The 23987-nt window shown below is 60.9% G+C and carries 27 protein-coding genes; all 27 read left to right on the top strand.

The window, feature by feature from the left end; genetic code table 11:
• The first annotated feature begins 39 nt into the window (after positions 1–39).
• The gene (locus DDT56_RS15295) at positions 40–1452 is read left to right on the top strand and encodes a cobyrinic acid a,c-diamide synthase CobB (RefSeq protein WP_136167299.1); all 1413 of its coding nucleotides are present in this window, start codon (positions 40–42) and stop codon (positions 1450–1452) included.
• Complete coding sequence (gene cbiB, locus DDT56_RS15300) at positions 1449–2417, top strand: adenosylcobinamide-phosphate synthase CbiB (protein ID WP_136167300.1); 969 nt, start codon at positions 1449–1451, stop codon at positions 2415–2417. Before DDT56_RS15295 ends, cbiB begins: the two co-directional genes overlap by 4 nt.
• Positions 2418–2433: 16 nt before the next feature.
• Complete coding sequence (locus DDT56_RS15305) at positions 2434–3066, top strand: cobalt-precorrin-8 methylmutase (RefSeq protein ID WP_136167301.1); 633 nt, start codon at positions 2434–2436, stop codon at positions 3064–3066.
• The gene (gene cbiD / locus DDT56_RS15310; RefSeq protein WP_136167302.1) at positions 3063–4229 is read left to right on the top strand and encodes a cobalt-precorrin-5B (C(1))-methyltransferase CbiD; all 1167 of its coding nucleotides are present in this window, start codon (positions 3063–3065) and stop codon (positions 4227–4229) included. The genes DDT56_RS15305 and cbiD overlap by 4 nt, the downstream gene beginning before the upstream one ends.
• Positions 4226–4828 (top strand): cobalt-precorrin-7 (C(5))-methyltransferase, encoded by a 603-nt coding sequence (locus tag DDT56_RS15315; protein ID WP_136167303.1) that lies wholly within the window; start codon positions 4226–4228, stop codon positions 4826–4828. The genes cbiD and DDT56_RS15315 overlap by 4 nt, the downstream gene beginning before the upstream one ends.
• Positions 4818–5387: a decarboxylating cobalt-precorrin-6B (C(15))-methyltransferase gene (locus DDT56_RS15320; protein WP_136167304.1), complete on the top strand. Its 570-nt coding sequence runs from the start codon at positions 4818–4820 to the stop codon at positions 5385–5387. Before DDT56_RS15315 ends, DDT56_RS15320 begins: the two co-directional genes overlap by 11 nt.
• Positions 5380–6189 carry a cobalt-precorrin-4 methyltransferase gene (locus DDT56_RS15325; protein WP_136167305.1) on the top strand — a complete coding sequence of 270 codons (810 nt, stop codon included), beginning with the start codon at positions 5380–5382 and terminating at the stop codon, positions 6187–6189. The genes DDT56_RS15320 and DDT56_RS15325 overlap by 8 nt, the downstream gene beginning before the upstream one ends.
• Positions 6170–7252, top strand: a complete 1083-nt coding sequence (cbiG, locus tag DDT56_RS15330; protein WP_136167306.1) for a cobalt-precorrin 5A hydrolase — start codon at positions 6170–6172, stop codon at positions 7250–7252. The genes DDT56_RS15325 and cbiG overlap by 20 nt, the downstream gene beginning before the upstream one ends.
• Entirely contained in the window at positions 7246–7971 is a 726-nt protein-coding gene (locus DDT56_RS15335) for a precorrin-3B C(17)-methyltransferase (protein ID WP_136167307.1), read from the top strand. The genes cbiG and DDT56_RS15335 overlap by 7 nt, the downstream gene beginning before the upstream one ends.
• A complete protein-coding gene (locus DDT56_RS15340; RefSeq protein ID WP_136167308.1) occupies positions 7968–8759 on the top strand; it encodes a cobalt-precorrin-6A reductase in 792 nt (263 codons plus the stop codon). Before DDT56_RS15335 ends, DDT56_RS15340 begins: the two co-directional genes overlap by 4 nt.
• A 1-nt stretch (position 8760) precedes the next feature.
• On the top strand, positions 8761–9555 hold the full coding sequence (gene cbiK, locus DDT56_RS15345) for a sirohydrochlorin cobaltochelatase (RefSeq protein ID WP_136167309.1): 795 nt from the start codon (positions 8761–8763) through the stop codon (positions 9553–9555).
• A complete protein-coding gene (locus tag DDT56_RS15350) occupies positions 9552–10268 on the top strand; it encodes a cobalt-factor II C(20)-methyltransferase (RefSeq protein WP_136167310.1) in 717 nt (238 codons plus the stop codon). Before cbiK ends, DDT56_RS15350 begins: the two co-directional genes overlap by 4 nt.
• Positions 10269–10271: 3 nt before the next feature.
• Positions 10272–11003 carry a cobalt ECF transporter S component CbiM gene (gene cbiM / locus DDT56_RS15355; protein ID WP_136167311.1) on the top strand — a complete coding sequence of 244 codons (732 nt, stop codon included), beginning with the start codon at positions 10272–10274 and terminating at the stop codon, positions 11001–11003.
• Between the two features lies 1 nt (position 11004).
• Positions 11005–11286, top strand: coding sequence for an energy-coupling factor ABC transporter substrate-binding protein (locus tag DDT56_RS15360; RefSeq protein WP_136167312.1), 282 nt, complete (start codon positions 11005–11007; stop codon positions 11284–11286).
• Positions 11273–11950, top strand: coding sequence for an energy-coupling factor ABC transporter transmembrane protein (locus DDT56_RS15365; RefSeq protein ID WP_136167313.1), 678 nt, complete (start codon positions 11273–11275; stop codon positions 11948–11950). Before DDT56_RS15360 ends, DDT56_RS15365 begins: the two co-directional genes overlap by 14 nt.
• Positions 11951–11963: 13 nt before the next feature.
• Positions 11964–12779, top strand: a complete 816-nt coding sequence (locus tag DDT56_RS15370) for an ATP-binding cassette domain-containing protein (RefSeq protein ID WP_136167314.1) — start codon at positions 11964–11966, stop codon at positions 12777–12779.
• Positions 12776–14335 (top strand): cobyric acid synthase, encoded by a 1560-nt coding sequence (locus DDT56_RS15375; protein WP_136167315.1) that lies wholly within the window; start codon positions 12776–12778, stop codon positions 14333–14335. The genes DDT56_RS15370 and DDT56_RS15375 overlap by 4 nt, the downstream gene beginning before the upstream one ends.
• A gap of 173 nt (positions 14336–14508) precedes the next feature.
• Positions 14509–15054 (top strand): bifunctional adenosylcobinamide kinase/adenosylcobinamide-phosphate guanylyltransferase, encoded by a 546-nt coding sequence (cobU, locus tag DDT56_RS15380; protein ID WP_136167316.1) that lies wholly within the window; start codon positions 14509–14511, stop codon positions 15052–15054.
• Positions 15051–15797: an adenosylcobinamide-GDP ribazoletransferase gene (gene cobS / locus DDT56_RS15385; protein ID WP_136167317.1), complete on the top strand. Its 747-nt coding sequence runs from the start codon at positions 15051–15053 to the stop codon at positions 15795–15797. The genes cobU and cobS overlap by 4 nt, the downstream gene beginning before the upstream one ends.
• Positions 15798–15856: 59 nt before the next feature.
• Positions 15857–16465 carry an adenosylcobalamin/alpha-ribazole phosphatase gene (locus DDT56_RS15390; RefSeq protein ID WP_136167318.1) on the top strand — a complete coding sequence of 203 codons (609 nt, stop codon included), beginning with the start codon at positions 15857–15859 and terminating at the stop codon, positions 16463–16465.
• 12 nt (positions 16466–16477) lie between these two features.
• Positions 16478–17542, top strand: a complete 1065-nt coding sequence (gene cobT / locus DDT56_RS15395; protein ID WP_136167319.1) for a nicotinate-nucleotide--dimethylbenzimidazole phosphoribosyltransferase — start codon at positions 16478–16480, stop codon at positions 17540–17542.
• A 403-nt stretch (positions 17543–17945) separates the two neighbouring features.
• Positions 17946–18836: a MurR/RpiR family transcriptional regulator gene (locus DDT56_RS15400; protein ID WP_136167320.1), complete on the top strand. Its 891-nt coding sequence runs from the start codon at positions 17946–17948 to the stop codon at positions 18834–18836.
• Positions 18837–18890: 54 nt separating this feature from the next.
• The gene (locus DDT56_RS15405) at positions 18891–20042 is read left to right on the top strand and encodes an ABC transporter substrate-binding protein (protein WP_246856793.1); all 1152 of its coding nucleotides are present in this window, start codon (positions 18891–18893) and stop codon (positions 20040–20042) included.
• Positions 20042–21163, top strand: coding sequence for an ABC transporter ATP-binding protein (locus DDT56_RS15410; protein ID WP_136167321.1), 1122 nt, complete (start codon positions 20042–20044; stop codon positions 21161–21163). The genes DDT56_RS15405 and DDT56_RS15410 overlap by 1 nt, the downstream gene beginning before the upstream one ends.
• Positions 21160–22011, top strand: coding sequence for an ABC transporter permease (locus DDT56_RS15415; RefSeq protein ID WP_136167322.1), 852 nt, complete (start codon positions 21160–21162; stop codon positions 22009–22011). Before DDT56_RS15410 ends, DDT56_RS15415 begins: the two co-directional genes overlap by 4 nt.
• Positions 22008–22787 (top strand): ABC transporter permease, encoded by a 780-nt coding sequence (locus tag DDT56_RS15420; protein WP_136167323.1) that lies wholly within the window; start codon positions 22008–22010, stop codon positions 22785–22787. Before DDT56_RS15415 ends, DDT56_RS15420 begins: the two co-directional genes overlap by 4 nt.
• Before the next feature lie 33 nt (positions 22788–22820).
• The gene (locus DDT56_RS15425) at positions 22821–23963 is read left to right on the top strand and encodes a M24 family metallopeptidase (protein ID WP_136167324.1); all 1143 of its coding nucleotides are present in this window, start codon (positions 22821–22823) and stop codon (positions 23961–23963) included.
• Positions 23964–23987 lie beyond the last annotated feature (24 nt).

Here is a 23987-nt window from a genome sequence, read left to right on the forward strand (position 1 = left end):
GTTGACAGCGGATTTCCCGGCCGGCACGTCGGGATTCATATGCCATGTTCAGATAAACAAGGGCCAGGTAGCCAAGGGCCGGGTAAAAAAGCGTTTGTTATTGCCGGCACCGGCAGCGGCTGCGGTAAAACCACCGTGACGCTGGGGATCCTGCGGGCGCTGATGCAGCGCGGATTAGCGGTACAGCCGTTTAAAATCGGGCCGGACTATCTGGACAGCGGCTGGCACAGCGCCGTGTGCGGGGTGACGTCGCGCAATCTGGACGCCTTTATGCTCCCGGCGGCAACGCTCAACGGTCTGTATAAACAGCATATCCGCCGCGCGGACGTGGCGGTAATCGAAGGGGTAATGGGGCTGTACGACGGCTACGGCACCGATCCCGACTATTGCAGCAGCGCGGCGATGGCGAAACAGCTGGGCTGTCCGGTGATTTTGCTGGTGGACGGCAAGGCGGTGTCCACCTCGGCGGCGGCCACCGTGATGGGCTTTTGCCGTTTCGATCCGGCGCTGAATATCGCCGGCGTGATTGTTAACCGCGTTAACTCGGCGGGGCACTATGAGCTGCTGCGTCACGCTATCGAGCGCTACTGCGCCATTCCGGTGCTGGGCCGCCTGCCGGTGATGGAGGACGTGGCGCTGCCTTCCCGCCACCTCGGCCTTATCCCCGCCCAGGAACAGCCCCATGACGACCTGCGCTGGCAACGTCTGGCCCGGCAGGTGGAGCAGACCGTTGATCTCGACCGCCTGCTGGCGCTGAGCGCCGTCGCCGCCTTGCCGGAGGGGGAGCCGCCGGCGTTGCCGGACCCCGCGTTGGCGGACGGTCTGACGCTGGCGCTGGCGGACGACGAAGCCTTCAACTTCTACTACCAGGATAATCTCGACCTGCTGGAGCAGGCCGGGGTGCGCCTGCGCCGTTTTAGCCCGCTGCACGACCGCCAACTTCCGGATTGCCAGATGATCTATATCGGCGGCGGTTACCCGGAGATCCACGCCGCGCGGCTCGCCGCCAATACCTCGATGCATGCCGCCCTGCGGGATGCCCACCGCCGGCGGATCCCGCTGTACGCCGAGTGCGGCGGACTAATGTATCTGGGCGACGAACTGATCGACACCGACGGCCGACGGCACGCAATGGCGGGCATTCTGCCCGGCGTAAGCCGCATGGGAAAACGGCTGACCCGTTTTGGTTACTGTGAGGCGCAGGCCGGCCGCGACACCTTATTGGCCGCCCGCGGCGAGGTGCTGCGCGGCCACGAGTTTCATTACTCCGATTTTTCCACTTCGCTGCCGCCGGCCTTCGACTGCGCCAAATGGCGCGACGGCGCGGTGGTCCAGCGCTGGCAGGGCGGTTACCAGCTCGACCAGACCTGCGCCAGCTATCTGCATCTGCATTTCGCCCAGCGGCCGGGATTGCTGAACCGCTGGCTTGGCCGCGCCAGGAGCTGCCTATGAGCGCCGTCGCCGCCTGGTTTTGCGCCTATTTGCTCGACTGCTGGCTGGGGGACCCGCCCCATTGGCCGCATCCGGTGCGCTGGATCGGCCAGCTGATTTCCTGGCTGCAGCGCGGCATTCGCGCCCGCTGTCGCGGCGAACGGGCGCTGAGGATCGGCGGCGGAGTGCTGTGGCTGGCGGTGGTCGGGGCGACCGGCGCGCTGAGCTGGGGCGTTTTGGCGCTGCTGACGGCGCTCCATCCGTGGCTCGGCTGGCTGGCGCAGGTGTGGATGATTTACACCCTGCTGGCGGGGCGCTGCCTGAGCGACGCCGCGCTGGCGGTGCACCGGGCATTGCGCCACGGCACGCTGGAAGAAAGCCGCCGCCAGCTGTCGTGGATCGTGGGGCGGGACACCGCGCGGCTTGAAAAACCGCAGATAACCCGCGCCGTGGTGGAAACCGTGGCGGAGAACAGCGTCGACGGGGTGATCGCGCCGCTGTTTTACCTGCTGCTCGGCGGCGCGCCGCTGGCGATGGCCTACAAGGCGGTGAATACCCTCGACTCCATGGTGGGCTACAAAAACGCCCAATACCGCGCCATCGGCTATGTGTCCGCCCGGATGGACGACCTGGCCAATCTGCTGCCGGCGCGGCTGAGCTGGCTGCTGCTGAGCGCCGCCGCCTGGCTGCTGCGCGCCGACTATCGCCAGGCATGGCGCATCGGCTGGCGCGATCGCCGTCAGCACGCCAGCCCCAACTGCGCCTGGCCGGAAGCCACCGTGGCCGGAGCGCTGGGCGTGCGGCTGGGCGGTCCCAATAACTATTTCGGCGCGCGGGTGGAGAAACCCTGGATAGGCGATGCGCGCCGGGAGATCGCGCTGGATGATATCCCGCGCAGCATCCAACTGATGCAGGTCGCCTCGTTGCTGGCGCTGCTGCTGTTTAGCGGCGTCCATCTTCTGCTGACGGCCGCATGGACGGCATAGAACAAGGAACAGGCTGATGACTTACCTCCGGCATCCGCAACGGATTGAGCAGCAAAGCATGGCGATTATCAGCGACATTATCGCCCGCGAGCGTCCGGACTATCGTTTCGCGGATGCGGCGCAGGAAGCGGTGATCAAACGAGTAATCCACACTACCGCGGATTTCGACTGGCTGGATGTGCTGTGGTTTGCGCCGCAGGCGCTGACGCGCATCGCCGACGGCCTGCGCGCCGGCTGCGTGCTCTATACCGATACCACCATGGCGCTGTCGGGGATCAATAAAACCCTGCTGGCGCGGCTGGGCTGCGAATGCCGCTGCTTTATCAGCGATCCACGGGTGGTGGCGCGGGCGCAGGCGGAAAGCATCACCCGTTCGATGGCGGCGGTGGATATCGCGCTGGATGAGCCGGGGGACAAGCTGTTCGTTTTCGGCAACGCGCCGACCGCGCTGTTCCGCTTATTGGAACGGCAGGCGTCGCCGCTGGCGGTAATCGGCGTGCCGGTGGGATTCGTCGGCGCGGCGGAGTCGAAAGAAGCGCTGATGCGCAGCGGGCTGCCGTGCATCGCCGCGGCGGGGCGCAAAGGGGGCAGCAACGTGGCGGCGGCGATCGTTAACGCCATTTTGTACCGTATCCGGGAGACGCTGTGAAAAACCATCATCCAAACTCCGATCCACAAAATTCCGGCGCGCGGCTGGATACGGTGTGGCACAAGGGCAGGCAGTACCGTAAAGGTTACACCACCGGCTCCTGCGCCACCGCCGCGGCGAAAGTGGCGGCGCTGATGGCGCTGCGCCAGCAGGTGATCGATCAGATCTCCATCGTCACCCCCTCCGGCGTCACGCTCTATCTCAACGTGGAGCAGCCGCTGATTGAAGGCCAATGCGCCACGGCGGCGATCCGCAAGGACGGCGGCGACGACGTGGACGCCACCCACGGCATGCTGATCTTTGCCCGGGTGACCCTGTGCGAGCACGGGGACATCCATATCCGCGGCGGTGAAGGCGTCGGCACCGTGACCCGCAAAGGCATCGGCCTGCCGGTGGGCGCCCCGGCGATCAACCGCACCCCGCTGCAAACCATCGAAGCCGGCGTCCGTGAGGCTATCGGCCCGGCGCGCGGCGCGGAAGTAGAGATTTTTGCCCCGGAAGGGGAGGCGCGGGCCGAAAAAACCTACAACGCGCGGCTGGGAATTGTCGGCGGCATTTCCATTATCGGCACCACCGGTATCGTCACGCCGATGTCGGAAGAGAGCTGGAAGCGCTCGCTGGCGCTGGAGCTGGAAATGAAGCGCGCCGCCGGCGAGGACAGGGTCATTCTGGTGCCCGGCAACCACGGCGAGCGCTTTGTGCGCGAGCAGCTGGGCCTCGACGCGCAGCGGGTGGTGACCATGAGCAACTTTGTCGGCTACATGTTGCAGGAAGCGGTGCGGCTGGGCTTTCGCCAGGTGACGCTGATCGGTCATCCCGGCAAGCTGGTGAAAGTGGCGGCCGGCATTTTTCACACCCACAGCCATATCGCCGACGGGCGGATGGAAACCCTGATCGCCCATCTGGCCCTGATGGGGGCGCCGCATGATTTATTGCTGGCGGTAAATCGGTGCGACACCACCGAGGCGGCGATGGAGCTGATCGCCGAGCGCGGCTTTCAGGCGGTGTACCCGCGTCTGGCGCAGCGGATTTGCCAGCGGGTGGACGAAATGCTGCGTTTCTCCGCCGCGCCGCCGCGCGTCGATGCCGTGTTGTTCGCTTTCGATAATAGCGTGCTGGGAACCAACCGCCCGCTGCCTGAGATTCTGGAGGCGCTGCGATGATCGTGGTGGTGGGCATCGGGCCCGGCGCGCTGGCGCATCTGACGCCGGAGGCGCAGCGGGAGATTGAGCGCGCCGAGGTATTGGTGGGCGGCGCCCGGCATCTGGCGCTGTTTCCCGCTTTCGCCGGCGTTACCCGGCGGCTGGACGCCGATCTGCCCGCGCTGGCGGCGTGGCTCGACGGGCAAAAGCATCGCCGAGTGGTGGTGCTGGCCTCCGGCGATCCGCTGCTGTACGGCATCGGCAAGCTGCTGTGCGCCCATTTCAGCCCGGCCGACCTGCGCCTGGCGCCCGGCATCAGCGCGGTGCAATACCTCTGTTCCCGCGCGGCGCTGGATATGAACGATCTCTACCTTACCAGCAGCCACGGCCGCGAACCGGATTTCGACTGGATTTTACAGCATGACAAGGTGGCGATGGTGACCGACGGACGCATCGGGCCGCGCGCCATTGCCGACGCCATCCTGCAACGCCGGCTCGCCCGCACGCTGATTATCGGCGAGAACCTCTCCCTGCCGGATGAGCGCATCCATCGTCTGCAACCGCAGGAGGTGGCGCAACGTTATGACATGAATGTGGTGGTGATCCTCAATGAAAGATGAAGAATTTTTACGCGGCCAGCGCGTCCCGATGACCAAAGAGCCGGTGCGCTTACTGGCGCTGGAGCGACTGGAACTGGAGGAGGCCGCGTTGCTGATTGACGTCGGCGCCGGAACCGGCAGCGTGGCGCTGGAGGCGGCGCGGCGTTTTCCCCGACTTCGGGTCGCGGCGATTGAACGCAATGCGGCGGCGCTGGCGCTGATTGAGGAAAATTGCCGACGCCTCGGCTGCCGCAACGTGGAGATTATCCCCGGCGTCGCGCCGTTGCCGCTGGAGGTGACGGCGGATGCGGTGTTTATCGGCGGCAGCGGCGGCCGGCTCACCGCGCTGATTGACTGGGCGCTGGCGCATCTGCGCCCCGGCGGCCGTCTGGTGCTGACCTTTATCCTGCTGGATAACCTCAATCAGGCGCTGTCGCATTTGGGGCAACTGCCGGTGAGCGCGCTGGAATGCGCGCAGTTACAGGTTTCCGCGCTGACGCCGCTGGGCGACGGCCGTTATTTTAAACCGGCCAACCCGACCTATCTTATTTCTTGCCGCAAGGAGGCAAACCATGCTTGAACAGGTAGAAATCACGCCAGACGTGAGCAACGCCAAAAACTTTGATGCCCGCAAGGTGTGGTTCGTGGGCGCCGGACCCGGCGACCGCGAATTGATTACGCTGCAAGGCTATCGCCTGTTGCAGCAGGCGGACGTGGTGATCTACGCCGGGTCGCTGATTAATACCGAATTGCTCGACTACTGCTCGCCGCAGGCGGAATGCCACGACAGCGCCGCGCTGGCGCTGGGCGAAATCGTCGCGCTGATGGTGAAAGGCGTGCGCGCCGGCAAGCTGGTGGTGCGGCTGCAAACCGGCGATCTCTCGCTTTATGGATCGATTCGCGAACAGGGGGAGGCGCTGGCGCAACAGGATATCGGCTTCGTTTCGGTGCCGGGCGTCAGCGCGTTTCTGGGGGCGGCCGCCCAGCTCGGGGTGGAATACACCGTGCCGCAAGTGTCGCAGAGCCTGATTATCACTCGTATTGAGGGGCGCACGCCGATGCCGCCGCTGGAGCAGTTGGAGGCGTTCGCCGCGCACCAAACCTCGATGGCGATTTTCCTGTCGGTGCAGAATATCGACGGCGTGGCGTCACGGCTGATCGCCGGCGGCTACCCGGCAACCACGCCGGCGGCGGTGGTGTATAAGGCCACCTGGCCGGAAAGCCGCACGGTGCGCGGCACGCTGGCGGATATCGCCGGACAGGTGCGCGCCGCCGCCATCCACAAAACCGCGCTGATTTTGGTGGGCGCCTTTCTCGGCGATGAGTACCACTACTCCAGGCTCTATGACGCGGAGTTTAGCCATGAATACCGTCCGGCCTGAGTCGATAGCGCTGTTCTGTCTGACGCCCGGCGGCGTCCGTCTGGCCCGGCGTATCCGGGCGCAGGTGTCGTTGACCTGCTTTACCAGCGAAAAACTGCTGGAACCGGGATTTATCGCCTTTGACGGCAGCTTCGCCGACACCCTGCGCGCCGCTTTTCAGCGATACGCCGCGCTGGTGGTGATCGGCGCGACCGGCATCGCGGTGCGGGCGATTGCGCCGCTGTTAAACGACAAGCTGACCGACCCGGCGGTGGTGGTGATCGACGAACGGGGACAGCACGTTATCAGTCTGCTCTCCGGCCACGTCGGCGGCGCCAATGCGTTGACCCGCCATCTGGCGGATCTGCTGGGGGCCGAGGCGGTGATCACCACCGCCACCGATGTTAACCAGCTGGCGGCTCTGGATACGCTGGCCGCGGAGCTGGAGGCGGAACTGGCGGATTTCCGTGCGGCGGTAAAAACGGTGAACCAGATGCTGGTCAGCGGCCGGCGCGTCGGGCTGTGGTGGGACGAGCCGCTACTCGGCGAGCGCTCGCGCTGCGATGTGCGCGGGTTTATCCCGGTGGCGCGTATCGATGCGCCGCCGCCGCTGGATGCGCTGGTATGCGTAACCCTGCGCGACCGACTGCCTGAACTGCCGTTGCCGGTTTTCAAGCTGGTGCCGCGCCGGGTGGTGGCGGGGATCGGCTGCCGGCGGAACACCGCGCTGCAAACGCTGGAGGAACTGCTGTCGCGGCAGCTGGCGGAAAACCGGCTTGATCCGCTGGCGCTGCGAGCCATCGGCAGCGTCGATATTAAACGGGACGAACCCGCGTTGCAGCAGTTGGCGCAGCGCCGCGGCGTGCCTTTTACGCTGTTCGGCGTCGATGCGCTCCGTCCGCATGAACGGCGTTTTCCCGCCTCCGAATTTGTGCGCCGCACGCTGGGCGTCGGCAGCGTCTCACAGCCGGTGGCCTGGCTGATGAGCGGCGGCAACTTGATTGGTCCTACCCTGCGTCGGCAGGGGGTCACCATTACGTTGGGAATAACCTTGGGAATAGCTTTGGGAGTAGCGCAATGTTAACCGTAATCGGCATAGGGCCGGGCAGCGAAGCCATGATGACGCAGGAGGCCATTGCGGCGATTCAGGAAGCGGAAATCGTGGTGGGATACAAAACCTACACCCATCTGGTGAAACGCCTGACCGGCGACAAGCAGGTAATCAAAACCGGCATGTGCAAAGAGATCGAACGCTGTCAGACGGCCATCGATCTGGCGATGTCCGGCCGCAACGTCGCGCTGATCAGCAGCGGCGACGCCGGTATTTACGGCATGGCCGGGCTGGTGCTGGAACTGGTCGGCCAGCAGCGTCTCGATCTGGAGGTGCGGCTGGTGGCGGGCATCACCGCCAGCATCGCCGCGGCGTCGCTGCTGGGCGCGCCGCTGATGCACGATTTCTGCCATATCAGCCTGAGCGATCTGCTGACGCCGTGGCCGGTAATTGAAAAGCGCATCGTCGCGGCGGCGCAGGCCGACTTCGTGATCTGTTTCTACAACCCGCGCAGCCGCGGCCGCGAAGGGCATCTGGCGCGGGCGTTCGAACTGATGGCGCCCTGGACGGCGGCGCAGACGCCGGTCGGGGTGGTCAAGGCGGCGGGACGCAAGAAAGAAGAGAAGTGGATCACCACCTTCGGCGCGATGGACTTTACGCCGGTGGATATGACCAGCCTGGTGATTGTCGGCAATAAAACCACCTACCGTCGCGACGGGCTGATGATCACCCCCAGAGGTTATGAACTGTGAACGGCCCGGCGATCCACGTCTTCGGCGGCACCAGCGACGCCCGGCGGATCTGCCGGGCGCTGGACGCCGCCGGCGAGCGCTACCGGCTTTCCGTCGCCACGGCGACGGGCGAACAGCTGGCGGGCGACATTGCGGGCGAGGTGGTGGTCGGGCGGATGGATGCGGACGCCATCACGGACTACCTTGCCGCGCGGCGGGTGCGCTGGGTGATTGACGCCTCGCACCCCTACGCCGACGCGCTGCATCACAACGTGGCGGCGGCCTGCCGCCGTTTATCCCTGCCGCTGACCCGCTATCAGCGGCCCAGCGACATTGACGCCATCGATCATCCGCTGCTGCACAAGGTGGAGAGCCTCGACGCGGCCTGCGCCGTCGCCCGTTCGCTGGGGCCGCGGGTGCTGCTGACCACCGGCAGCAAGGAACTGGCGGCCTGGCGGCAACGGCTGCCGGAAAAATACCTGCTGGCGCGGGTGTTGCCGACGGCGGAGGTGCTGGCGCAGTGCGAGGCGCTGGGGCTGGGCGTGGAGCAGATTATCGCCCAGTGCGGGCCGTTCAGCGCGGAATGTAATCAGGCGCTGTATCAACACTGTCGGCCGGACGCGGTGATCACCAAAGAGTCCGGCGCGCCGGGCGGCTACCGGCAAAAGGTGGCGCCCTGTCTGGCATTGAATATTCCCTGCATCGTGGTGCGCCGTCCCGCGGCGTCGGCGGACGGGCAGGAACAGGTCGCCACGCTGGAGGCGTTTATCCGGCGGCTGGCCGACTGGCAGAGAGAACGAGGAAAATAGCATGAAAAAAGCACTGCTGATTATCAGTTTCGGCACCAGCTACCCGCAAACCCGGCAGAAGAACATTGGCGCCTGCGAGCGGCATCTGGCGGCCGCCTACCCCGAACGGGAGCTGTTTCGCGCCTTTACGTCGGAAATGATTATCCGCAAGCTGCGGGAGCGCGACGGCCTGCGGGTGGATAACCCGGCTCAGGCGCTCGACCGGCTGGCGCAGGCGGGCTACCAGGACGTGGCGGTGCAGTCGCTGCACGTGATCAACGGCGACGAGTATGAAAAGGTGGCCACGGAGGTGAGGGCGTTTGCGCCCCGTTTCCAGCGGCTGGCGCTGGGCGCGCCGCTGCTCAGCGGTTTTGATGACTACCGGCAGGTAATAACCGCGCTGCGCGGGCAGATGCCGCCGCTGGCCGCCGACGAACGGGTGGTGTTTATGGGGCACGGCGCCAGCCATCACGCCTTTTCAGCCTATGCCTGCCTCGATCACCTGATGGCGTCGCAGCAGTTTCCCGCGCTGGTGGGGGCGGTGGAAAGCTATCCGGAGATCGACCATATCATTCTGCGCCTGCAACAGCAGGGGGTGCGTAAAGTCCACCTGATGCCGCTGATGCTGGTGGCGGGGGATCACGCCATCAACGATATGGCGTCGGACGAGGAGGAGTCGTGGAAATCACGGCTGGAGGCGGCGGGGATCGCCGCCCAGTGCTGGCTGCAAGGGCTGGGGGAAAACCCGCAGATCCGCGAGATGTTCGCCCGGCATCTCGACGCCGCGCTGCGCCGCAACGACCGGGAGGCCGCATGACGCGCGGCAGGCTGTACGCCCTGGGCGTCGGTCCCGGCGCCAGCGATCTGATCACCGTGCGCGCGGCCCGGCTGCTCGGCACCCTCGATATTCTGTATGCGCCGGCGGGACGCAAAGGCGGAGACAGCCTGGCGTTATCCATCGTGCGCGAGTATCTGGCGCCGGCGACGGAAATCCGCACTCGCCATTTTCCCATGAGCGCGGAAAACGACGAGAAAGAAGCGGTGTGGGACGAGATGGCGCAACGGCTGACGGACGACGTCGCCGGCGGCAAGCGGGTGGGTTTTATCACCCTGGGGGATGCGATGCTGTTCAGCACCTGGGTGTTCCTGCTGGCGCGGATTGGGCGGCAGCCGTGGCTGGAGATTGTGCCGGGGGTGACCTCCTTCGCCGCCATCGCCGCGCGCGCCGCGCTGCCGCTGGCGATGGAAAAACAGTCGCTGGCGGTGATGCCCTGCACCGCGCCGCCGGCGCAGCTGGAGCAGGCGCTTATCGTCCATGACTGCGTGGTGCTGATGAAGGTCTACGGCCATTTCGCCGCGGTGCGCGAGCTGCTGGCGCGGCTTGATCTTTTGCCGTACGCCCTGCTGATGTCCGACGCGTCGCTGCCGGGCGAACGGTGCTGGCGCCGTCTGGATCGGGTCGGCGACGAGCAGAAATTACCCTATTTCTCCACCATTCTGGTGAATAAATCATGGTGTTCTGAGGAGTAATCAATGGAACAACAACTAAAGAAACTCTCGCTATCCGCGCTGGCGGTAGCGCTGTTACTGATGCTGGCGCCGCAGGAGGCGTTCGCCATGCATATTATGGAGGGCTTTCTGCCGCCGCTCTGGGCGCTGGCCTGGTGGGTGCTGTTTCTGCCCTGCCTGTTTCTGGGCCTGGTGCGGCTACGCCGGATCGTCAGCGAAGACGGCAACCAGAAAGTGCTGCTGGCGCTGTGCGGCGCGTTTATTTTCGTGCTTTCGGCGCTGAAAATCCCCTCGGTGACCGGAAGCTGTTCGCATCCTACCGGCGTCGGCCTGGCGGTGATCCTGTTCGGACCGGCGGTGGTGGCGGTGCTGGGGGCCATCGTGCTGCTGTTTCAGGCGCTGTTGCTGGCGCATGGCGGTTTGACCACCCTGGGCGCCAACGGCATGTCGATGGCGGTTATCGGGCCGGTGGTCGGCTATCTGGTGTGGCGGCTGGCCTGCAAGGCCGGGCTGCGCCGCGACGTCGGGGTGTTCCTGTGCGCCATGCTGGCCGACCTGACGACCTATTTCGTCACCTCGCTGCAGCTTGGCGTGGCGTTCCCGGATCCGCAGCTGGGCATAACCGGCTCAATGCTTAAATTTATCGGCATCTTCTGCCTGACGCAGATCCCCATCGCCATCGCCGAAGGGCTGCTTACCGTGATGATTTACGATCAACTCACCAAACGGCAGATTATCCATGCCGGGAGTCACTAAGATGAAAAAGACCTTAACGCTGTCGGCGCTGGTGATTGCGCTGGTCATTCTGCCGTTTTTTATTCCCCACGGCGGCGAGTATGGCGGCTCCGACGGTGAGGCCGAAACGCTGATTACCCAGACCGCGCCGGACTATCAGCCGTGGTTCGAACCGCTGTATGAGCCCGCCAGCGGAGAAATCGAAAGTCTGCTGTTCACCCTGCAGGGATCGCTGGGCGCCGCGGTGATTTTTTACATCCTGGGCTACTATCGGGGCAGACACAGCGGCCATGCTGGGAATTGATAAGCTGAGCTACCAGAGCCGCTGGCGCCAGGTGGGGCCGATGCGTAAGCTGGCGCTGTACCTGCTGTTTCTGGCGCTGGCGATGGGCTGTCCGCCGCTGTATCAGGCGTTGCTGCTGGGCTTTATCGCCGTATTCACCTGCTGGCTGCTGCGGGTCGGGCCGCTGCGCTATCTGAAATGGCTGGCGGTGCCGCTGGGGTTCCTGCTGGTGGGGCTGATAGCTATTGTGCTCTCCGTCGCCCATCGGCCGGATACCCTGCTGTGGAGCGTAGCGCTGGGGCCGCTGTGGTTCGGCGTCGACCCGCAGGGGCTGCACGTCGCCAATCACACCTTCTGGCGCAGCCTGGCCGCGCTGTCGGCCACCCTGTGGTTCGTGCTGAATACGCCGTTTCCGCAGCTGATCCAGCTGCTGCAACGCTGTCGGGTGCCGAAGCTGCTGATCGAGCAGATCCTGCTGACCTGGCGCTTTATCTTTATTTTTTTCGATGAGGCGGTGGCCATCCATCGCGCCCAGTCGCTGCGCTTCGGCTACGTTTCGCTGCGCAGCGGCTACCGATCGCTGTCGATGCTGGTGGGCATGCTGTTTATGCGGGTGATGACGCGCTATCAGCAGATGGTTATCTCGCTGGAGGTTAAACTGTATCAGGGGGATTTCCACCTGTGAGGAAAGGTCAGATATGTTAGCGACCCGACAATTGAGTTTCCGCTATCAGGACGAACAGGTGCTGCAGGAACTGTCGCTGGATTTCGGCCGGCATGCGGTCACCGGGCTGGTGGGGGCGAACGGCTGCGGTAAATCGACGCTGTTTATGAATCTGACCGGGCTGTTGCGGCCGCAGGCCGGGGCGGTGCTGTGGAACGGCCGGCCGATTGATTATGGCAAGGCGGAACTGCGCAGGCTGCGCCAGCAGATCTCCACCGTATTTCAGGATCCGGAACAGCAGATTTTCTATACCGATATCGACAGCGATATCGCCTTCAGCCTGCGCAATCTCGGGGTCGAGGAGGGTGAAATCGCCCGCCGGGTGGAGCGGGCGCTGACGCTGGTGGACGCCCTGGCGTTTCGCCACAGGCCGATTCAATATCTCAGCCACGGCCAGAAAAAGCGCGTGGCCGTCGCCGGCGCGCTGGTGATGGAGGCCGATTATCTGCTGCTCGACGAGCCGACCGCCGGGCTGGACCCGTCCGGACGCGAGCAGATGATCGCCATTATCGGGCGTATCGCGGCGCAGGGGAAACGGGTGGTGATCTCCAGCCACGACATCGATCTGATCTATCAGGTTTGCGACTATGTCTACGTGATGTCGCACGGCCGGGTGGTCGGCGAGGGGGAAACGGCGACGGTTTTCCTGCAACGGGAACAGCTTCAGGCGGCGGCGCTGGTCCAGCCCTGGCTGGTCAAGCTGCACTGCGAACTGGGGCTGCCGCTGTGTAAAACCGAGCAGCAGCTGTTTGCGCAACTGCGCCGGTTGCGCCGCGGGGAAACGCCATGACCCTGTCCGTTATGCTGCAGGGCACCGCCTCCGACGTGGGGAAAAGCGTGCTGGTGGCCGGTCTGTGCCGGATTTTCGCCCAGGACGGCTACCGCTGCGCGCCGTTCAAGTCGCAGAATATGGCGCTGAACTCGGGCATCACGCCCCACGGCGAGGAGATGGGGCGGGCGCAGATATTCCAGGCGGAAGCCGCCGGCATCGAGCCCGACGTGCGGATGAACCCGGTATTGCTCAAGCCCACCAGCGACCGCAAATCGCAGGTGGTGCTGATGGGAAAAGCGGTCTGCAATATGGATGCGGTGAGCTATCACCAGTATAAGTCGCAGTTGCAGCAGCAGATTTATCAGGTGTACCACAGCCTCGCCGGCGAGTATGACGTAATGGTGCTGGAAGGGGCGGGCAGTCCGGCGGAGATCAATCTGCGCGACCGGGATATCGTCAATATGGGCATGGCGGCGATGGCCGATGCGCCGGTGCTGCTGGTGGCCGACATCGATCGCGGCGGGGTGTTCGCCGCCATCTACGGCACGCTGGCGCTGCTGCGCCCGGAAGAAAAAGCGCGGGTGAAAGGGGTGATCATCAATAAGTTTCGCGGCGACGTCGCCTTGCTCCGGCCGGGGCTGGCGCAGATCGAGGAACTGACCGGCGTGCCGGTTATCGGGGTGATGCCGTGGCTGGATATTACGCTGGAGGACGAGGACGGCGTGGCGCTGCAAACCGGCAAATACCACGCTGGCACACAGGTCGCGGGCGCGGTGGAAAAGACGTTGGATATCGCCGTCGTCCGGCTGCCGCATATCGCCAACTTTAGCGACTTTAACCCGCTGGTCGCCCAGCCGGACGTCAATCTGCGTTATGTCGCCGAACCGTCGGCGCTGGCGGGGGCGGATCTGCTGATCCTGCCCGGCAGCAAAAATACCCTGGGCGACCTGCAGTGGCTGCAACGGAGCGGTTTCGCCCAGGCGCTGCTCTCGCAACATCAGGCAGGGGTGCCGATCGTCGGCATCTGCGGCGGCTATCAGATGCTGGGCCGGCGGATTATCGACGGGGTGGAGTCGGACGTGGCGCAGATGGAGGGCCTGGGACTACTGGACGTGACAACCGAGTTTGCGGTGGAAAAGGTGACCACGCGGGTGAGCGGCCGCAGCGGCGACGCGCTGCCGGGCATTTTTTCCGCCGGGGCCGGCAAAGCGCTCGGCGGTTATGAAATTCATATGGGCGCTTCGCGTCTTGGCGACGGGGCAAGGCCGTTTGCCCGTCTGACCCTGAGCAACGGCCGGCCGGTGGATTACAGCGACGGGGCGGTAAACGAGGACGGCAGCGTAATCGGCAGCTATATTCACGGCCTGTTTGATAACGGCGAGTTTACCCGCGCGCTGCTGGACGCGCTGCGCCGACGCAAAGGCGTCGCGCCGTTTGCGGGCGAGGGCTTCGATTACGCTCGCCACAAACAGCGGCAGTTCGATATTCTGGCGGCCGCCATGCGGGAACATATTGATATTGAAGCGATATACGGGTTTATGGCGGGAGATGGCAAACACAATGCCGATGGTTGAGGGTGTTGTCGGTTTTTAAGCGTGTAGGCGCGACCCCACCCCAACCCTCCGCAGGGGAGGGAGTTTGCTCCTCCCCTTGACAAGGGGGAGGTCAGGAGGGGGTAATTAATGGCAACGCAGGTTCTTTTCCGGCAGCCTCACTATCAGCAGAATATCCAGAACAGGAGCAGCATGTGATCTTGATTACCGGCGGCGCCCGAAGCGGCAAAAGCGCCCTGGCGGAAAAGCTGGCGGCGCGGCGGCGCGACAAGGTGCTGTATATCGCCACCTCAGCGGTGACCGATAACGAAATGGCCGAGCGCGTGCGGCTACACCGGGCCAATCGCCCGGCCCACTGGCGCACCTGGGAAGGCTATCGCGATCTCGACCGGGTTATAGCGCAGCAGGCCGCGCCCGACGAAGCGGTGATCCTGGAGTGCGTCACCACCATGATAACCAATCTATTGTTTGAGCAGGCGGGCGACACGCCGCCCGAACGGATGGATTTCCCGGCGATTGAAGCGGCGATCCAGCGGCAGATAGAGGCGTTGATTGCGGCCTGTACGCACAGCGCCGCGCCGATCTACCTGGTCACCAACGAGCTGGGCATGGGCATCGTGCCGGAAAACCGGCTGGCGCGGCATTTCCGCGATATCGCCGGACGGGTTAACCAGCGCCTGGCCGCCGCCGCCGAAGCGGTCTATCTGGTAGTGTCGGGGATTGAGGTAAAAATCAAATGAGCCTGCGTCTGTTTCTCGCCACGCTGCAATTTATGACCCGGATTCCTGTGCCTGAACGCTGGACCCAGGGGCTGGATATGCGGCAGTACGTACGGGGCATCGTCGGTTTTCCCGTTATCGGCCTTATCGTCGGCGGCCTCGCCGGCGCGGTATTTATGGCGCTGACGCCGTGGAGCGGGGTGCCGCTGGCCGCGCTGGGCTATGTGCTGGCGCTGGCGCTGATTACCGGCGGCTTCCATCTCGACGGTCTGGCGGATACCTGCGACGGGGTGTTTTCCGCCCGCCCGCGCGAAAAAATGCTGGAAATCATGCGCGACAGTCGGCTCGGCACCAACGGCGGACTGGCGCTGATTTTTATCGTGGTGGCCAAGGTGCTGGTGGTCAGCGAACTGGCGCTGCGCGGCGTCTCGATGCTGGCGCTGCTGACGGCGGCTTCGGTGGCGGGACGCAGCGCCATTGTGCTGCTGATGTACCGCCAGCGCTACGCCCGGGAAGGGCAGGGGCTGGGGAACCTGTATATCGGCCGGGTGAGCGGCGGACAAGCGCTGGCGACGCTGCTGGGCGGCGCGTTGCTGGTGGGGCTGTTGGGCCATATCCAGGCGCTGACGGCGTTCGGCGTCACCCTGGTTCTTGTCTGGCTGCTGGGCGTCTACCTGCGCCGGCGGCTGGGCGGACAAACCGGCGACACGCTGGGCGCGGCGGCGGAGCTTGGCGAACTGGCGTTTTTACTGGCCCTGCTGTGACCGCGGAAAATCCGTCACCGCGAGCAAACCGGCGACAGACGAAACATTAAGGGGAAAAGATGCGGCTATTTCTGGTCAGACACGGTCAGACCGAGGCGAACCTCAGCGGGGTATTTTGCGGCTCGACGGATATCGCGCTGACGGATAGCGGCGTGGAGCAGGCGCGGCGGGTATCAGCCTGGCTGGACGAAGTTATTTTTTCGTCCGCCGTCAGCAGCGCGTTGCTGCGGGCGAAGCATACCGCCGCCATTGTGCTGGCGTCGCGGGAGATCGCGGCCGCGGCTGATGCCGCGCTGAACGAGATGCATTTTGGCGACTGGGAAATGCGTCATCATCGCGACTTGCAGCATGAGGACACGGACGGCTGGGCGGCCTGGGTGGCGGACTGGCAACAGGCGAGCCCCACAGGCGGCGAGTCTTTCCCGGCGTTTGCAAAACGGGTGGAACATGTAGCGCAGACATTGCTGACGCAGAAAACCGGGGATAATCAGCTGATTGTCGCGCATCAGGGGGTACTAAGCCTGCTGCTGGCGACGTGGCTGAAAATGCCTCCCGCCGCGATGTGGCACTTTCCCTTTGAACAAGGCGCCTACAGCGTGCTGGACGTGCAGGATGGCTTTGTCACGCTGCGGGCATTTAATCATCGCTCCCAATGGCAGACTGAATAACGAGAAAATAGTATGCAACTCTCCCCGCAACACCCTCTTTCACAGCTGGTTAAGGCAATTACGCCGCTTGACGGCGACGCCATAAACCGCGCGGCGGTCAGGATTGACGGCCTATTGAAGCCTTTGGGCAGCCTCGGCCGGCTGGAGCAACTGGCTATCCAGCTCGCCGGTATGCGCGGGTTGTCCGGGCATCAGGTCGCCCGCAAACAGATTATGGTGATGGCCGCCGATCACGGCGTTTATCACGAAGGGGTGGCGATTTCGCCGCGCGCGGTGACGGCGATTCAGGCGGCCAATATGGTCAAGGGCATTACCGGCGTGTGCGTGCTGGCGGCGAACGCCGGCGCGGAAGTCAAGGTGGTGGATGTCGGCATTGACGGCGATCCCATTCCGGGCGTGGTGAATATGAAGGTACAGCGCGGCAGCGGCAATATTCGCCGCGGCGCGGCGATGACGCGGGCGCAGGCGGAAGCTTTGCTGCTCGACTGCGCCCGGTTGGCCATGCGGCAGGCGGCCGAGGGCGTACGGGTGTTTGGCGTCGGCGAGCTGGGAATGGCGAACACCACGCCGGCGGCGGCGATAATCAGCGTATTGACCGATAACGATCCGCAACGGGTGGTCGGCATCGGCGCCAATTTCCCCGATCACCGACTGCATCATAAAGTGGCCGTGGTGCGTGACGCCATCACCATTAACCAGCCCAACGCCCATGACGGCATTGACGTGCTGGCAAAAATCGGCGGTTTCGATCTGGTGGGCATGGCGGGCGTTATGCTGGGCGCGGCGGCGTCCGGGCTGCCGGTGGTGCTGGACGGCTTCCTCTCCTATGCCTCGGCGCTGGCCGCCTGCCGTATCGCCCCGCAGGCGCGTGACTATCTGATCCCTTCCCATCTCTCCGCGGAAAAAGGCGCGCTAATCGCGCTGCGTCATCTGCAACTGGAACCCTATCTGCAATTGGGCATGCGGCTCGGCGAAGGCAGCGGCGCGGCGATCGCCATGCATCTGATCGATGCGGCCTGTGCGATGCATAACAATATGGGACAGCTGGCGGACAGCCATATTGTTCTGCCGACATAGTTACGGAGAACATCCTGTCTTCCGCCCTGGCGGGCCGCCGCCAGCGGCGTTTTTTTCTCCCGCAAGTTTTTTATCGTCGATTGGCGTTATTCATCTACGCTATATGGGAGGCGCCATCTTCACTGTCTGCTGTTATCAGATAGCGGAATAAATAGTTAATAAGGAAATGTATTATTAATTTATATATTAGCGACGCAATTGATTTTCATATCAAAGAAACTATTAATCTCCTATACATATAGTCACCCTGGTTATTTATTGTTTTGCTTAGGAATATTTACACTGATATTATATTATTGATTTTTATGATATTTTGCCTTATCCATCAAAAAAGTTAATTTTATTGTTGCAAACACAACATGTTTGCACTTTACTGTAGTAACTGAATCATTCAGGACGGTTTATGAATTTCTCAGCATTGGTTAGTGATCGTTTTTCAAGTCTTACTCCGGCGCAACAGCTTATTGCTCGTTATATTGAAAGAAACAAAGAACGAGTCGCCTTTATGACGGCCAGGCAGTTGGCAGGCGCCATTAATGTCAGTGACGCCGCGGTAGTAAGATTCTCCCGGGCGTTGGGATATCGCGGTTATGCGCATCTGCGTGAAGATTTGGGAGAGGCGCTGATTGAGCGGACAGGGGCTAGCGGGACATTCCAATGGGCGCCAATGCCGTCTAGCGAGTCTGAATTAAAAGAGCAGGTGTTTAGCAATGCCGGTTTGTTAATCAATGAAACTGCGGCGCTAAATCCGTCAGAAACCGTCGCTCGCATTGCCGACAAATTGGTGTCAGCCAGGCGGATTTGGGTTACGGCGCACGGTACGACGCATGCAATGGCCGCTTATCTGGCAATGCAGCTTAACGTGCTGAAAAATGCGGAGATATTTGATATTGGGCATGGTGATGTGGCCGATCGTATCAGGAACGTTAGCGCCGAGGATGCTTTTATCGGCATCGGTTATGAACGGTATATCCCTTATACCATTGATATGATGCATCTTGCTCGTATTCAAGGAGCCTATATCGTTGCGCTGACCGATCGGTCGACTTCACCCTTAGTACGTGAATCAGATGAAGTGCTTTATATTGCACGCAACACGTCACCGGTGGCTTGGTGGTCGCAGATTGGTACGCTGATTATGGCTGACTGGTTAATGTCACAAATGGTGGTGCGGAATACGGAAGAAGTAAGAGAAAAACTACAGGAATCAGATAAGGCTTGGGAATTGCTCGGTCATTGGAAAAATGACAACACCAGGGAAACACTTATAAATAAAATATTAAATAAAAAATAGTATCTACTTTTAATATATCATTGATGCCAGAGAGGAGTTGTTTTCGTTATCTAATTGCAAAGGAAAATGAGTATGAGTAATACAAAAGGAGAGAGCCTGTCTGCCATTCAGGACTTAATGGCAGACAGTATAGATACGGCACGTCGTCGTTTAATAAAACAAAGTTCTATTATCAGCGCCGGGGTCGCTCTTGGCGCTTTCTCTGTGCCTTTGGTGTTTGCCAAAGGTGGTCAGGAAGTGATCGTTCGGGGGCTGGGCGGCGCTTATCAGGAGGCGATGGAGATCGCAGTTTATAAGCCCTTTACTGCCGCTACGGGAATTAATGTAAAGATTCAGCCATCCACGGCGGCGCAAATACTGGCAATGGTAAAATCTGGACAGGTAAGTATTGATGTTCTTGATTTAGCGGATATCGCACAAATTAACCTGGATAAAGCCGGAGCATTAGCCCCCATTGATTATTCGGCGATGAAATTCTGTAACCCGGATGATATTTTGCCGGAACTTCGTCATCCGAATATGATTGGCAATCTGTTATTTGCCACCGTTATCGCCTACAACACCGATGTTTTCAGCGCCGGGTCTCACCCTAAAAGCTGGGCGGAGTTCTGGGATGTGAAACGCTTCCCCGGCCCGCGGACGTTAGCGGATATGCGTTCCGGTTCTGTGGAATTGGAATTTGCCCTGCTGGCCGACGGTGTGGATAAATCGCAGCTTTACCCTATCGATATCGACCGTGCTTTCGCCTCCTTAAATAAAATTAAGCCCAATGTTTCAAAGTGGTGGGACACCGGTGCGGTCTCCGCGCAGTTGCTGGAGCGCAAAGACGCGGTATTGGGCGCGCTGTGGAATGGCAGAGCGCAGGCATTGATTGATCAAGGCGCGCCGCTGGCGATTGAGTGGAACCAGGCAAAACAGCAGGTGCAATACTGGAGCGTGGTCAAAGGCGCGCCGAATCCGGAAAATGCCCAGCTGCTTATCGACTTTGCCTTACAGCCAGAGGTTCAGGCCAAACTTACCCAGTATATCGCCTATGGCCCGACCAATAAAAAAGCCTTTGATTTCGTCCGCCCTGAAGATCGGGCGAAACTGCCCTCGAACCCGGCCTATTTTGCAGACACCTTTGTGCAGGATGCGCAGTGGTGGTCGGATAATCTGGAACGTGTGGGGAAAGTGTGGCAGCCCTGGATTTTGGGTCAGGCTTAATGAGTGTTGCCAATCTATCGCTTCGCTCCGGCCAATTGAAAGCGGGAGCGGAGCTTCATCTGGAAGGGCTGACCCGGCGTTTTGGCCACACGGCCGCAGTAGATAATCTGAATCTGACCGTTGAACCCGGGGAGTTTGTCACTCTGCTGGGGGCCAGCGGATCGGGAAAAACCACCACGCTGATGATGGTCGGCGGTTTTACCGCCCCCAGCAAAGGGCGGATCCTGATCGGCGGTAGGGATGTGACGCATCTTCCTCCCGCCAAACGGAACCTGGGCGTGGTGTTTCAGAACTACGCCTTATTTCCCCATCTCTCGGTTTTCCGCAATCTGGCTTTTCCGCTGGAAATGCGCGGCGCCGCGGGGAACGTTATCAGGCAAAAAGTGGCGGATGCGCTGGAGATGGTGCAACTGGCCGATAAAGGCCACCGGCTGCCGCGCGAGCTATCCGGCGGGCAGCAACAGCGGGTTGCTCTGGCAAGGGCGCTGATTTTTGAGCCTCAGGCTCTGCTAATGGATGAACCGCTGGGGGCGCTGGACAAAAAACTGCGTGAGCATATGCAACTGGAACTGAAACGTCTGCATACCTCAAGCGGTTCCACGGTGCTGTTTGTTACCCACGATCAGGAGGAGGCGCTTACGCTATCCGATCGTATTGCGGTGATGCAAGACGGACGGATTGCGCAAATAGACACGCCGCAATCCTTATACGAACAGCCGCAAAGCCGCTGGGTCGCCGAATTTATCGGGCAATCCAATTTTATTGGCGGTTATATCGACGGTGTGAATGCCGCTGGATATGACCTCAGGCTGGACAGCGGCGAACGGATAAGCGGGCGGGGCGTCAAGCATCTGTCATACGGGCAGCGCGTGTTGGCGGTATTACGACCGGAGAAAATTCGTCTGGCGGCGGAGGATCAACTGCCGTTAAACGCCGTGATAAGCGATGTACTGTATCTGGGGCATACGGTGAAAGTGACCGTACGGCTTAATGATGGCACGGCGCTGCTGGTTCAGGCCCAGAACATCGATCTGGAAAAGGCGATAATCCCTGGAATGGTCGTTTCCCTCGGCTGGCAGCCGGAAAGCCTGTGGCTCATCGCCGGGGAGCAACGGCAATGAACCTCTCTCTGCCGGAGCGAAGAAGCTGGAAGCCCTGGCTGCTGTTGGCGCCGTCGTTGCTGGCGCTGCTGGCGTTCTTTCTCTACCCGCTGCTCAACATGCTAAGCGTCAGCCTCTACAGCCCGGATTTTACCTGGCGACACTACCTGCGCATTATCCATGAGCCCGTCTGGATAAACGTTTTGTGGATCACCCTGCGCATATCCCTGTGGGTAACGTTGAGCACGCTGCTGCTGGGCTATCCGTTGGCCTGGGTGCTGGCGACGCTGAAACCGCGCACGGCGAATATCTTTCTGATTGTGGTGATTATTCCTTATTTTACCAGCGTGCTGGTGCGCACCTATGCCTGGATGGTGCTGCTGGGGGCGGAAGGCATCGTGAACCAGCTGTTGATCGTCGCGGGGCTAATCACCGAGCCGCTAAAACTGATGTATACCTCAACGGGGGTACTTATCGGTATGACCTATATCCTGCTGCCTTATATGATTCTGGCGCTTTACAGCGTGATGCGCGGCATTGATCTTGGTTTGCTGAGCGCGGCGGAAAGCCTGGGCGCTTCACGCCGCCGCGCTTTTTGGCGAATTATTGTTCCCCTCTCTTTACCGGGCGTCGCTGCGGGCGGGTTGCTGGTATTCATTCTGTCGCTTGGCTTTTTCATTACCCCTGCGCTGATGGGCGGTCCGCAGCAGACAATGATTTCGATGGTGATTGAAAGCCAGATAGAGACCTATTTCGACTGGGGATTCGGCTCCGCGCTCTCCTCGGTATTACTGATCGTTACGCTAGCGTTATTCTGGCTTTATCAGCGGCTTATTGGTCTGGAACAGCTGTTTGAGGCAAAACGATGAATACCGGCAGACCGGGGCTGTTTTCGCTGATCATGGCGCTATTGGTGCTGTTATTTCTGGCGTTGCCCATTATTATTATTTTCCCTTTGGCGTTGAGTCCGTCGGCCTATTTGACGTTTCCCCCCGGAGGATTTTCTCTGCGCTGGGTGGAAAAAGTGCTGACCGATTCAGCCTGGCTGGATTCGTTGTGGCTGAGTTTTCGCATCGCCATTATGTCAACTTTGCTGGCGATGCTATTAAGCCTGCTGCTGGCGCTGGCATTGGTTCGCTACCGCTTTAGCGGGAAGAAGATTATCTATGTGCTGGTTTTGCTGCCGTTGATCGTCCCTAATATTATCGCGGCGCTCTCATTGTTCTTTTTCTTTTCCTCTGTCGATATATTTAATAGCATCAGTGCGATTATTATCGGCCATACCATTATTTCATTACCTATTGCGACGATTATTATCTCCTCCACCTTACAGGGCATAGACAGCCAGCTTGAGTATTCGGCGATGAGCCTCGGCGCCGGCAACTTCACCGTGTTTCGGCGCATTACTTTTCCACTGGCGGCGCCCGGCATGATATCAGCCGCGATTTTCTCTTTTCTCAGCTCTTTTGACGAATTGTTAATCGCCATGTTTATGGCGGGTAATGAAGCGCAGACACTGTCCGTGCGCATATGGAACAGCGTGCAATTCCAGCTCGATCCGACCATTGCGGCGGTGAGCGTATTACTGGTTCTGATTACCATAATCACGCTACTGACGGCGAATTGGCTAACAAAACAACGATAGCGACATTGTGAATATTTCCCGGGGAGAAATAAAATGAAGAGTGATGAAACGCTGGTTTTTACACGGCAGGAATATCGACAACGGGTAGAAAAAATACGCGCTTATATGCGGGATAAAGATATCGGTCTGCTATTGGTTGATCAGACGGAGTTTTTATTTTATCTGACCGGATTCAGCATTTCCGAAAATATGTATCGCGCCTGTTTATTACCGCTGGAGGGCGATGCGGTAATGATATACCGGGCGATGGATGAGCATACCTTTCAGGAAAATAGCTGGATAACGGATACTGTAACCTTTGCCGACTGGCAAGATCCCATAGAAGTGATTATCGGCACGATTGTCGAGCGCGGCTGGAATAAACAGAATATTGGCGTGGATTTTGACTCTTATTGTATGACGGTGGCGCGCTTTAATCGCCTGCAAAGCCGTTTCCCTTCCCGGCCTTTGCGCGATTTTTCCGGCGTTCTGGAGCAATTGCGGGAGTGCAAAACAGAACGGGAAATTGGCTATATCGCCGAGGCGGCCAGAGTCGGGGATCTCGCGCTGTCCGCCGCTGTCGCTGGTTTAAGCATAGGGAAAACCGAACGCGATGCGGCGACTATCGTTCATCAGGTGTTTATGCAGCATGGGTTGGACTCAGGCCGTTACGGTATTATCACCACCGGCGTGGGGAACAGTTTTTTGCACGGCAATTTGCATCACCGGCCCTTGGCGGCGGAAGATATTGTCCATATGGAATTATTACCTGTTCTGCATGGTTACAGCGCCCGACTGATGCGTCCGGCGATTATCGGTCGGGCATCGCCCCGGCAGCAGGAGATAGCGCAGCAGCTGATCGCCATTCAGGACGCCCAGTTCGCAGCCATGCGGCCGGGCGCCGTGGCTAAGGATATAGATGCGCTGGCGCGCAACGCCGTGCTGGCCGCCGGACTGCGGGAGGATTACGTCGGTATTACGGGATATACCCTGGGCTATTATCCGCTTTCCACGCCCCGTACCAGCGATTTCAGCCGCGTCTTTTTACCCAATGCGCAGTGGCGCCTGAAAGCCGGAATGGTTTTTCATATGTATATCTATGCCGAGGGGCTGGCGTTCAGCGAAACCATCGCCATTACGCAGCAGGGGCATGTCCGCTTGACCCAGGCTCCGCGGCGGTTATTTATTGCCGGCTGATATCCGTAGGTTAAGGCGGCGTAA

Source organism: Brenneria corticis (assembly GCF_003115855.1).
Classification (GTDB): Bacteria; Pseudomonadota; Gammaproteobacteria; order Enterobacterales; family Enterobacteriaceae; genus Brenneria; species Brenneria corticis.